Origin of the sequence: Pseudoalteromonas sp. PAR1, from assembly GCF_947311895.1 — a bacterium.
Classification (GTDB): Bacteria; Pseudomonadota; Gammaproteobacteria; order Enterobacterales; family Alteromonadaceae; genus Pseudoalteromonas; species Pseudoalteromonas lipolytica_C.
Genome location: NZ_CAMZMY010000013.1, coordinates 89,119 through 101,416 on the forward strand (window position 1 = coordinate 89,119; position 12,298 = coordinate 101,416).

Genomic DNA, 12,298 nt, shown 5'->3' on the forward strand with positions numbered 1-12,298 from the left:
TTAATTTATTAATCCGCTTAATGAAAATCGAGTAAGAAGCCGACCTTTTTAAGGTATTTTTGCTCTTGCTGTAAATCCGCAAAAAACAAGGTATGTTCTTTAAGCCACTTATTGTGAAACTTTAAGAACATACTATTTTGCTTGGCTGTGACCTCAAGTTCAAAACCTTGGTCAGTAATGCGCTTTTGATTTAGCAATACTGCTAAGCGCAAAATAACAATTAACTGCAATATTTCGTAATGCTGCATGGTATGCAGAGCTGGAAAATCTTCTAAACGGATCTTTTTACGATAAAAGCGGATCATACAGCTAAGTAGTGTTTGTTGTTGCTGTGTGAAGCCCGGTAATTGACTGTTTGCTACGATATACGCACTGTGTTTATGTATTCCTGATGAGTTAACCCCTAAGCCAATTTCATGCAGCTGTGCGGCCCAATCCAGTAAGTTGATATAGTCAGGGTCGGTAAGTTGCCATGCCCCTTTTACCTGTTCAAACAGCCACTTTGCAGTTGTCGATACACGATTAGCATGCTCTTTATCTATGGCATTACGCTCAGATAGGTTCGCTATAGTATTAGTGCGAATATCTTTATGGGCGAGCTTTTGCTGCATTTCATGAAGTAAACCTTCACGTAACGAGTAATCGCTGTATTGCATCGCGTCGATGTTAAATAGTCTAAATACCGCTATTAAAATAGCCAAACCACCACAAATACTCGCTTGTCGCTCAGGTGTAAGACCTTCAATTTGCAGCACTGCTATTTGTTTAGCAGCAATAAACTGGGTTTTTAGTTCTAATAAACGCTCTAATGTGATCAGCTCTTGCTCGGCATCATTGGCATTAATCATGGCAAGGATAGATTTTATCGTGCCTGATGTTCCCACTACAGATTGCCAGCCAGCCGATAAGTAATTGGCAAAGATCACTTCGAGTTCTTGTTCAGCTCGAACCTCCGCTTTGGCAAAGCGCTTAACTGTGATTTGTCCATCTGCAAAAAACTGCTTGGTATAGCTAACACAGCCCATGTTGCGACTAGCAAGGAGTTTGTGTTTAAAGTGTTTACCAATGATGAGCTCGGTACTGCCGCCACCGATATCAATAACTAAGCGGTTTTCATCGTGATGAATGTAATGGGCAACGCCTTGGTAAATTAAACGGGCTTCTTCTTGCCCTGAAATCACTTCAATCGGGTAAGGAAACACCTTACTTGCTTGAGTTAAGAATGAATGAATGTTTTTCGCGCGGCGTAATGTGTAAGTGGCAGCCACTTTGACATTCTCTAAAGGGAAGTCTTGTAAGGTAGTGGCAAATTGTTTGAGAATAGCCAGTGCGCGCTCGATAGCTTCTTGGCTTAAGTGATTTTTATCATCTAAACCATCAGCTAAATAAACGCGCTGCTTTTCTTTGTGTAAGATTTGCAAAGAGCCATCGACCTCTCTTGCCACCACTAAATGAAAACTGTTTGAGCCTAAATCAACGGCAGCAATTGAGGGATAATCATTCATTATTATAGTTACTTTCCCATTTTTTAAGGTGGTCATAAATGGCAATTTGCGAACGAATTTTCTTACGATTGCCACGGCGTACATAGCTGTTTTTTTGTTCGCTATCGATTATGCGCGCTTTTGTTCTATCTTTAAACTGTAGCTCAAGAATATCAATTATGAGCTGCTTTAATTTTTCATCATAAATGGGTGTAGCTACTTCTACACGGTGATCTAGATTCCGGGTCATCCAGTCAGCTGATGAAATATACACTTTTTCGTCACCATTATTGTGAAACACCATAACCCGAGGGTGCTCTAAAAAGCGGTCAACAATACTAATAATACGAATATTATCGTTAACGACAGAGGGCACTAACGAACACATGCCACGCACAATAATACGAATTTTTACACCGCGTCTTGCTGCAAAATAGAGATGGTCAACCAGCTCTTTATCAACAAGATTATTTATTTTTAGCGTAATTCGACCAGCTTTTCCGTGTTCTACGTTGGTAATCTCATTATCTATCAAGGAGGTAATAGTTTGTCTTGCGTTGACTGGTGAAATCATTAAGTGATCAAATTGAAATGGCTTATAGCTGCTTTCGATAAACTTAAACACACTATCGCACTCTTCACTAATACCTTCATGCCTAGTAAATAAACTAAAGTCAGTGTAGATTTTGGCGGTTTTTTCATGGAAGTTACCCGTGCCAATATGGGCGTACTTCACTATGTTGTTTTTTTCTTTACGGTGAATAACGCATAGTTTGCTGTGCACTTTTAGTGCAGGAATACCAAAAATAACTTTAACACCCGCATTACTCAGGGTTTTTGCCCATTCAATATTGTTTTGTTCATCAAAGCGCGCTTTCAGCTCAACCATTACAGTTACGTGTTTGCCATTTTTGGCGGCATTAATAAGCGTAGAAACCAAGCGAGACTGACTCGCAACGCGATAAATATTGACCTTAATTTGGGTTACATCTGGGTCAAACGCCGCTTGGCGTACAAACTCAAGTAAGTGGTTAAAGGTGTGGTAGGGGTAATACAGTAAAATATCTTGCTCTGAAATGGCATCAAACACACTTGAGTGATTGTTAAAGGCTGTGCTTTGTAATGCAGGCAGTGGTTTGTTTTCTAAATACTGACGGCCAACATTCGGAAACGCAATGAAATCGCGGAAATTACGGTAACGGCCGCCGGGGATCAACGCATCATGTTGGCTTATATTAAGGCGCTTTTTCATCACTTTAAGCATTTCAGCAGGCATGCTCTCGTCATAAACAAGGCGCACAGGCTCTGCAGAAATACGTTGTTTTAGACCTTTTGACATTTTATCGAGCAAGCCTTCTTCAAGCTCGTCATCTAAGTTGTATTCGGCATCACGGGTCAATTTGATGGCATAACATTGAATATCATCAAAGCTAAAAAAGCTGCTAAACACATCGCGAATAAAGTAGGCGATAATGTCATCAAGCATCACAATGGTTTTGTGACGGCGCGTTTTCTCTGGTGGTAAAATAACAAAACGAGATACGCGGTCGGTTGGTACTTCCATCATGGCATAATGACTTTTTTGGTTGGTCATCTCGACAAACAAATAGGTCATGGTGTCGTTGATTTGATCTGAGTAGTCTTTCTTTTCAGAGAGTAAAATCGGCAATATGTGTTGCAGCACATTGTCGTGGAAGAATTTTTTCAGCCAACTCAAGTGAAATTCAGATAGCTCCTCAGGTAACTCAACGTGAATATTGTGCTCGTTTAAGTCATTTAAAATGTCTTTATGAATTTGGTTAAACTTTTTACCAAGCTGCAGCACCTTACTTTGGATCTGATGAAGTAGTATTTCGTCTTCTTCAAAGTTCGCATCAGGAATTTTATTAAGTAATATTCGGCGTTTAACATCGGCAACACGGACACGGAAAAACTCATCCATGTTGTTTGAGTAAATACCTAAAAAGCGCATGCGCTCAATAATCGGGTTAGATTTATCTTTAGCTTCTTGCAGCACGCGTTCATTAAATGACAGCCAACTTAGCTCTTTGGCAAAGTAATTGATGGCTTGAGAAGAAGAATGTGATGCGTTCATCTGGTTTTCCAACGTTTATAGCTAGTTAGAATATAGAGGATGCAGATGACGTTTATGTGACGTTCTTATCACTTTTATGACATACATGTCAGTTTTGTGACATGTATGTCGTTAATTTAAAGCATAGTTTAAGCTTAAATACTTGCTTGTTATGCGTCCTCAATATCAACAATTAAGTCTGTGGTAATAGATTCAAGCGCACTGATCACTTCGTCTTTGCTCATACCAACGGGCAGGGCAACGGTTGCAACGGCACTGAATATAGGTACTCCCCAGTTAGGTGCACTTTGTTGTTTTGAATTAAGGTGAGTGATATTTGCTCCTTTGTGACGAATAACACTGGCAAGCTCTTGGACAATGCCGGGTCTATCATTACCGGTGATCACAAAGTTAATTTGTTCAGATTTAACCTCTTCGAGTGTTTCTGAACCACGCTCAATTCTCACCTCTAGATGAGGAAGGCTATGTAGAGCATCTTGCAATTCTTGTAAGTGTTCTTCAGGAACAGCAGCTTCTATAATGCCCGCAAAATGACCGGCTAGGTGGCTTAAGTTACTCCCTAACCAATTGCCATTATGGTTTAAAATTGTTGCTGATAGATCTTCAACTAGGCCAGGCTTATCTGGCCCTAAAATAGTAACTACTAACTGCTTCATACTTAAGTCTCTTAAAAAAGCCTCTGTAAAATGCAATGAAAAGAGGAGGCGTTGGTTGATGATAATTTTTATTTTGGGAAAAATAACACTTATTCAGTATTGTTGCAGATTTATTGTTTGTCCAATATTTTCCATATAGTAATAAAAAATTAGTTATAACAAATCGTTAGCCCATTGTATGTTAGTGACTCATAACTCTAAAACAATATTTATTTCGCTTATATTTACAGGCTAAAAACAACACCCAAGCATGTAGTTTATTACACTGAAATATGACGGTTGTAACATTACTGTCATCTTCGTGAAATATAATCCGCGCAACGTTAAGATTTAAGGGTGTTTTGATGACTTCCAATCCGAATAAACCGACCTTTCATACGGATAGAAGCCGTCTATTTAAAGACCGGTTTGCCGAGTGGGGTATTTCCGCAGGCGGTGTCATGGTGCTTATCGCACTGCTACTGATATTCTTTTACCTTCTATATGTTGTTCAACCTATTTTTGAGTCAGCAAAAGTTGAAACACGTAACAGTGTAAAACTAGATAATGCCTCAGAAATTGTTGGTCTAGGTATTGAAGAGCAAACTGAAGTGGCTTTTTTACTAGGTGAAAAAGGCAATGTCGACTTTTATAATGTCGAGAAAGCGCAGTTTGGTAAAAAGATCACCACTCTTAATACTGAATTACCAAGTGACGTGAGCAGCTTTGCACGCTCTGCACCATTTCAGAACCAATATGGCTATGGCCTAGAAAATGGCTCTGTGGTTATCGTGTCACCAAAGTTTTTAGTTATTTTCCCTAATAATGAACGCAAGCTAACCCCTCGCTTAGATTATCCGTTAGGTGATTTGGCGCTTGAAGTAGACGATCAAGGTGCGGCGATTACTAAGTTCGCATTTAGCCACTACGAAGATAAAACAGCCGTTGTTGCTTTAACCGCTGATAAGCGTGTTTTATTTAGTAGCTTTGTGGGTGAAGAAAATATGTTCACCGGCGAAGTTGAATGGGTTGTTGAGCGCACTGAGCTTGATATTGAAGGCCGCGTTGATGAGCTATTAATCTCACCTGACACAACGCGTACTTTTATTCGTTCTGCAAATCAGATTTATGTTTACGATACGCGTTATCCTTCTGAGGTTGAGCTAATTCAATTGCTTGCAGCAAACGAAGAAAACGCTAATCTTGTTTCAACGCAGCTGTTAGCCGGTGCTAACTCACTAATGCTTGCTAACGATAACGGCGAAGTATCGCAGTGGTTCGAAGTAAACACGGAAGATGGTCGCGAGTTTCAAAAAATCCGTGCATTCGAAACGACTAAACAATCTAAATTAAATATCTTCACAGAGTTTTATCGTCGAACTTTCTTTACCGCTGGTGCAAATGGTGAGCTAGGTATTTATTACACAACCAGTGAAGCAAAACTATGGCAAGGCAAAGTAAGCGACGGTCCAATTCAAAATTTTGCAATTGCACCACGTTCTAATGCGGCACTTATTCTTGCTGATGATGCATTAAAAGTAATCGAAATTCATAACGAGCACCCTGAAGTAACCTGGTCTGCGTTATGGCAAGAAGTATGGTACGAGGGCTACCCAGAGCCGGCTTATATCTGGCAGTCAACGTCTGCAAGTGATGACTTTGAATCTAAATTCTCACTAGTACCAATTTCATTCGGTACGATTAAAGCTGCTATGTATGCGATGTTATTTGCAGTACCGATTGCACTTTCTGCGGCTATTTACACAGCTTACTTTATGTCGAGTGAACTACGTAAAGTGGTTAAGCCGACGGTTGAAATCATGGAAGCATTACCAACGGTAATCTTGGGTTTCTTGGCAGGTCTTTGGTTAGCGCCACTGATTGAAGAGCATTTACCAGCCATCGTCGGATTACTGGTGTTGCTGCCAATTGGTATTCTATTAACCGCATTTGGTTGGAACAAGCTACCGGCGTCAATTCGTCACCGTGTTCCTGAAGGTTCGCATTCAATTTTACTTATTCCAGTGGTTATCTTTATTGGTTGGTTATCATTTGCGATGAGTAACTCAATTGAGCTTTGGATGTTCGATGGTAACGTTCGTCAGTACCTAACTAATGAATTAGGAATGACATTCGACCAACGTAACTCGTTAGTTGTTGGTATTGCAATGGGCTTTGCAGTTATTCCAACTATCTTCTCAATTGCGGAAGATGCGGTATTTAGTGTTCCTAAGCACTTATCAAATGGTTCATTAGCACTCGGTGCTACGCAGTGGCAAACATTGGTGCGTGTAGTATTACTAACAGCAAGCCCAGGTATCTTCTCAGCTGTGATGATGGGTCTAGGCCGTGCTGTGGGTGAAACAATGATTGTACTAATGGCAACAGGTAATACACCTATTATGGACTGGAGTATCTTCCAGGGTATGAGAACGCTTGCAGCGAATATCGCGGTAGAAATGCCAGAGTCTGAGGTAGGCAGCTCGCATTATCGCATTCTATTCTTAGCAGCATTTGTACTATTCATATTCACATTCGTTTTCAACACAGTGGCTGAGTTTGTTCGTCAGCAACTGCGTGAAAAATACAGTTCAATGTAGGTGGAGAGACACGACATGGTAAAGCAGTGGTTTAAGTCTGGTTCTCCTTGGATTTGGATGACCGGCGGTGCGGTAAGCATCAGTTTAATCTCGGTTCTTGGCTTATTAGCCATGATTGCTTGGAAAGGTTTAAGCTTTTTCTGGCCATCAGAAGTAGTGCAACTTGAGCTGCAAGGCTCAGTTGCTAAACAAACAGTGATCGGTGAAGTTTATGACCGTGAGCTAGTTGCAAAATCACGTATTGAGGCGACGGGCGTTGATTTATCTCACTACGACAAAGAGCAACTAGAGCGCTTACTAATCAAAACAGGTAACCGTGAGTACGTAGATCTCGATTTCCGTTGGGTATTAGAGACAGACATCACATCGCGTACTGCACCCGCTGAACTTGCAGTATTCGAGCGTAGCAAAAACGGTAACTTTTACGGTTATGTAGAACAGGTTATTAAAGACGGTGAAGTTATTACAGATAACAAAATCGAGGTACTTTATGATCTTGTTGACCGTGCCGTTGACCTAAACGACCAAGCACTCGATTTACAAAATGGTGATATTGGTCATATCAACTATGAACTTGAGCGCTTGCGCTTAAAAGAAAAAGCGTATCAGCTTGATAACGAGTTAACGGATGAGCGTGTTGCTGAGCTAGCACAAACACGCGCTGAGCTACGTGCTGAATATGCCGTGCTAGAAAAACAGTTATTTGCACTTCGTAAAGAAGCAAAGCGTGACCAAGTAACGGTTAAAGACATGCGTGGTGAAGTGGTTACTTTACCTCTGTATCAAGTTCTTGATGTATGGTTCCCAAATGACATGGGCTTCTTTGCAAAGCTTGGTCATTACTTTGTACAGCTAGGTAAGTTCGTAGCGGACGACCCGCGTGAAGCCAATACTGAAGGGGGTGTATTCCCTGCAATTTTTGGTACTGTATTCATGGTATTACTGATGGCAGTGATTGTGACTCCGTTTGGTGTTGTTGCAGCGATTTATTTACATGAATACGCAGCGAAAAATGCGATTACGAAGATGATCCGTATCGCGGTAATCAACCTTGCGGGTGTACCTTCAATTGTATACGGTGTATTTGGTCTAGGCTTCTTTGTATACATGCTAGGTGGCAGTATCGACCAATTGTTCTATCCAGAGTCGTCGCCAAGCCCAGTATTTGGTACACCTGGTGTGATTTGGTCAGCATTAACCTTAGCGATTTTAACCTTACCGGTTGTAATTGTTTCAACGGAAGAAGGTTTGTCACGTATTCCAAGTACTGTTCGTCATGGTTCACTGGCGCTTGGTGCAACAAAAGCAGAAACGCTATGGCGCATCATCATTCCGATGGCAAGCCCTGCGATTATGACTGGTTTAATCTTAGCGGTTGCGCGTGCAGCCGGTGAAGTAGCACCACTAATGCTTGTTGGTGTTGTTAAGATGGCACCAACACTGCCACTTGACGGTAACTTCCCATACGTACATTTAGATAGAAAATTTATGCACTTAGGTTTCCACATTTATGATGTTGGTTTCCAAAGCCCTAACGTAGAAGCGGCGCGTCCGCTGGTATATGCCACGGCATTCTTACTGGTATCAGTAATTATCGCCCTGAATATCACCGCGATTGGTATTCGTAACCACTTACGCGAAAAGTTTAGAGCTCTTGAGCATTAATACAGAATTTTTATAGGTAGACAGAGATGATTACAGTTGCACCACAAGTAAACCAAGCGAAAAGCGCGGCAAAGCTAGATTTAGAAAATCTAACCGCAGAACAAACAGCGTTAGAGATTAAAAACTTAGATCTATACTACGGTGATAAACAAGCGCTTAGCGGCGTAAATATGAACATCCCGAAAGGACAGGTAACGGCGTTTATCGGTCCATCTGGTTGTGGTAAATCAACACTTTTACGTTGTATCAACCGTATGAATGACCTAGTTGATAGCTGTCGTATCGATGGTGAGATCTTACTTCATGGTCACAACATCTATGATAAGAGCGTAGATGTTGCAGCATTACGAAGAAATGTTGGGATGGTGTTTCAGCGTCCTAATCCATTTCCAAAATCAATCTACGAAAATGTCGTTTATGGCCTACGCTTACAAGGTATTAAAGAAAAGCGTAAACTAGACGAAGTGGTTGAACAATCTTTACGTGGCGCAGCGTTATGGGATGAGGTTAAAGACCGTTTACACGATAGTGCATTTGGCCTATCGGGTGGTCAGCAACAGCGTCTTGTTATTGCTCGCTCAATTGCTATCGAGCCTGAAGTATTGCTTCTGGATGAGCCAACATCGGCACTTGATCCAATTTCTACTTTAGTTATCGAAGAGCTAATTAACGACTTAAAGAACAAGTTTACCGTGGTAATCGTTACTCACAACATGCAACAAGCTGCTCGTGTATCAGACCAAACTGCGTTCATGTACATGGGTGAGTTGATTGAGTATTCAGATACCAATACGTTATTTACAACACCAAGCAAGAAGAAAACAGAAGACTACATTACAGGCCGTTACGGTTAGTCAATAAAGTCACTTGGTACCGTAAACGAAATTTATAGAGGTAGACAATGGAACATAATATCAATAAACACATTTCGGGCCGCTTTAATGAAGAGCTTGAAAATGTGCGTAACCATGTATTAAACATGGGTGGCTTAGTTGAGCAACAGCTAAACAGTGCACTGGATGCTGTTAGCAATGGTGATGCGGATCTTGCACAAAAAGTTCGTGAAAACGACTATAAAGTAAATGCAATGGAAGTAAATATCGACGAAGAGTGCACACGCATTATTGCTCGTCGTCAGCCTGCTGCAAGTGACTTACGCCTTGTGATTGCAATCGCTAAAACAATTGCCGATTTAGAGCGTATTGGTGATGAAGCTGAGCGCATTGCTAAAGTTGCGCTGGACTCATTCACTAAAGATCAGCAAGACCTACTGGTGAACATTGAAAACATGGGTCGTCAAGTATCGAAAATGCTTCATGATGTACTCGACGCTTTTGCACGTATGGACGTGCAATGTGCGTTTGAAGTGCACAAAGAAGATGCCAAAGTTGATCGTGAATACGAAGCAATTACACGTCAAATCATGACTTATATGATGGAAGATCCACGCTCAATCCCGAAAATTATGGATTTAGTGTGGTCAGTACGCTCATTAGAGCGTATTGGCGACCGTTGCCAAAATATTGCTGAATACATTATCTACTTTGTAAACGGTAAAGATATTCGTCATACATCTCAAGCAGATATAGAAAAGTCGCTGTAATTTTAACCGCTACTTTTCATTATTAAACCGAGCGGCCTTTGGCCGCTTTGTCTATTATTGGTGATGTAAGGCAGAAAAAGCGTTCACAATCGAACACAATGCTGTAAAATTCGCAGCTGCCAAAGCATACTAATTTATAAAGGGTCAGTTATGCCTACAAATGCATTTTTAGGGGTTTTTGCTAAATCACCTATTAAGCCTATGGAAGATCACATCAAGAAAGCACATCAAGCAAGTAAAGCGTTGATCCCTTTCTTTAATCACGTGTTTAAAGAAGAATGGCAAGAAGCGGAAGAAATCCGCCTAAACATTCGTAATTTAGAGCGTGAAGCTGATGAAATGAAACGTAACATCCGCCTTCAACTACCTCGTGGCTTATTCATGCCTGTTGAGCGTACCGATTTGCTTGAACTTGTTACTCAACAAGACAAGATTGCTAACAAAGCAAAAGATATTGCAGGTCGTGTAGTTGGTCGTGAGATGACTATTCCTGCAGAAATTCAAGAAGATTTCCTTGCTTATGTAACTCGTTGTGTTGATGCAACTAAACAAGCATCAAAAGCAATCAACGAGCTAGATGAGCTTCTTGAAACGGGCTTCAAAGGTCGCGAAGTGACTTTAGTTGAAAAGATGCTCGTTGAATTGGACGCAATTGAGCAAGACACGGATGACATGCAAATCAAAATACGCCGTCAATTGCGCGCTATAGAAAATGAACTTAACCCAATCGACGTAATGTTCTTATACAAGATCATTGAATGGGTTGGCGAGCTGGCTGATATTGCTGAGCGCGTAGGTTCTCGTCTTGAGCTGATGTTAGCTCGTTAATTAAAAATCAGTTCAAATTCGAAAAATTAAAGGTTCACACAATGGATATCATTGCAAATTACGGCACGTTACTCGTTTTAACTGCCGCCGCAGTCGGTTTCTTCATGGCTTATGGTATTGGTGCAAATGACGTTGCCAATGCGATGGGTACATCTGTAGGCTCAAAAGCACTTACAATTAAACAAGCAATCATCATTGCGATGGTGTTTGAATTCGCTGGTGCATACCTTGCCGGTGGTGAGGTTACATCTACAATTCGTAAAGGGATTATAGATGCCGCGCCATTTACGGACATACCAGAACTTATGATACTTGGTATGATTGCCGCGCTATTCGCTGCTGGTAGCTGGTTATTAATTGCCTCTTTCTTGGGCTGGCCAGTATCTACGACTCACTCAATCATCGGTGCCATCATTGGTTTCGCATTGGTTGCTGTAGGTAGCGAAGCAATTCAATGGAACAAGGTAATGGGCATTGTAGGTAGCTGGATTGTTACCCCTGCTATTTCTGGTTTTATTGCTTATTTGATTTTCATGAGTGCGCAAAAGCTAATTTTTGACACTGATGCACCACTTAAAAATGCTAAGCGTTTCGTACCTGTATACATGGGTCTAGCTGGCTTCATCATGTCGCTTGTAACCATCAAGAAAGGCTTGAAGCACATTGGTATTAACTTAGGTGCTGTTGAAGGTTATGCGCTTTCTATCGCAATTGCAGTGGTTGTTGCAATCATTGGTAAATTCGCAATTTCACGACTTAAAATTGACCCTAAAGCTGACAAAAAAATGCAATTCAACAACGTTGAGAAAGTGTTCGCAGTACTGATGGTACTAACAGCATGTTGTATGGCATTCGCACATGGTTCAAACGACGTTGCTAACGCAATTGGTCCACTAGCTGCTGTTGTAAACATTGTTGAGCACAACGGTGAAATCGCTAAGAAAGCGGCTATCGCATGGTGGATTTTACCACTGGGTGGTTTCGGTATTGTTGCTGGTCTTGCTATTTTAGGTAAGAAAGTAATCAAAACAATCGGTGAAGGTATCACACACTTAACACCTAGCCGCGGTTTTGCTGCTGAGCTTGCAGCTGCTTCTACTGTTGTTATCGCATCAGGTACTGGCTTACCTATCTCTACTACACAAACACTTGTGGGTGCAGTATTAGGTGTAGGTATGGCACGTGGTATTGCGGCACTTAACATGGGTGTAGTAAGAAACATTGTAGTTTCTTGGGTAATTACATTGCCAGTTGGCGCAGCCCTTGCTATTGTTATTTTCTACGTACTGAGAACTGCCTTCGGGGTTTAAAAAAAGTACTAACAGACTTTTAGCTTGAAAAGATCTCAATGCCTTAGGTATTGGGGTCTTTTTATTTGCAGGTAGTAA

9 protein-coding genes are annotated in these 12,298 nt (G+C 41.1%); 6 read left to right on the forward strand and 3 right to left on the reverse strand.

The window, feature by feature from the left end; all coding sequences use genetic code 11:
* Nucleotides 1-17 precede the first annotated feature (17 nt).
* The 3 genes from ppx to QL229_RS12475 all read right to left on the reverse strand — a co-directional run bounded on the left by ppx (nucleotide 18) and on the right by QL229_RS12475 (nucleotide 4,235).
* Nucleotides 18-1,505 carry an exopolyphosphatase gene (gene ppx, locus QL229_RS12465; RefSeq protein WP_281546950.1) on the reverse strand — a complete coding sequence of 496 codons (1,488 nt, stop codon included), beginning with the start codon at nucleotides 1,503-1,505 and terminating at the stop codon, nucleotides 18-20.
* Nucleotides 1,498-3,579 carry a polyphosphate kinase 1 gene (gene ppk1 / locus QL229_RS12470; RefSeq protein ID WP_281546951.1) on the reverse strand — a complete coding sequence of 694 codons (2,082 nt, stop codon included), beginning with the start codon at nucleotides 3,577-3,579 and terminating at the stop codon, nucleotides 1,498-1,500. Before ppk1 ends, ppx begins: the two co-directional genes overlap by 8 nt.
* Nucleotides 3,580-3,728: 149 nt before the next feature.
* Entirely contained in the window at nucleotides 3,729-4,235 is a 507-nt protein-coding gene (locus tag QL229_RS12475; RefSeq protein WP_281546952.1) for an ACT domain-containing protein, read from the reverse strand.
* A 344-nt stretch (nucleotides 4,236-4,579) separates the two neighbouring features.
* Between QL229_RS12475 and QL229_RS12480 the strand changes: the two genes are divergently transcribed.
* The 6 genes from QL229_RS12480 (at nucleotide 4,580) to QL229_RS12505 (ending at nucleotide 12,220) form a co-directional block, all read left to right on the forward strand.
* Nucleotides 4,580-6,814, forward strand: coding sequence for an ABC transporter permease subunit (locus QL229_RS12480; RefSeq protein WP_281546953.1), 2,235 nt, complete (start codon nucleotides 4,580-4,582; stop codon nucleotides 6,812-6,814).
* Nucleotides 6,815-6,829: 15 nt separating this feature from the next.
* Nucleotides 6,830-8,479 carry a phosphate ABC transporter permease PstA gene (gene pstA / locus QL229_RS12485; protein ID WP_135923307.1) on the forward strand — a complete coding sequence of 550 codons (1,650 nt, stop codon included), beginning with the start codon at nucleotides 6,830-6,832 and terminating at the stop codon, nucleotides 8,477-8,479.
* A gap of 26 nt (nucleotides 8,480-8,505) precedes the next feature.
* A complete protein-coding gene (gene pstB, locus QL229_RS12490; RefSeq protein WP_135923308.1) occupies nucleotides 8,506-9,333 on the forward strand; it encodes a phosphate ABC transporter ATP-binding protein PstB in 828 nt (275 codons plus the stop codon).
* A 47-nt stretch (nucleotides 9,334-9,380) separates the two neighbouring features.
* Nucleotides 9,381-10,082, forward strand: coding sequence for a phosphate signaling complex protein PhoU (gene phoU / locus QL229_RS12495; protein ID WP_054552476.1), 702 nt, complete (start codon nucleotides 9,381-9,383; stop codon nucleotides 10,080-10,082).
* Between the two features lie 150 nt (nucleotides 10,083-10,232).
* Nucleotides 10,233-10,910: a TIGR00153 family protein gene (locus tag QL229_RS12500; RefSeq protein WP_135923309.1), complete on the forward strand. Its 678-nt coding sequence runs from the start codon at nucleotides 10,233-10,235 to the stop codon at nucleotides 10,908-10,910.
* Between the two features lie 41 nt (nucleotides 10,911-10,951).
* Entirely contained in the window at nucleotides 10,952-12,220 is a 1,269-nt protein-coding gene (locus QL229_RS12505; protein ID WP_135923310.1) for an inorganic phosphate transporter, read from the forward strand.
* Nucleotides 12,221-12,298: the final 78 nt, after the last annotated feature.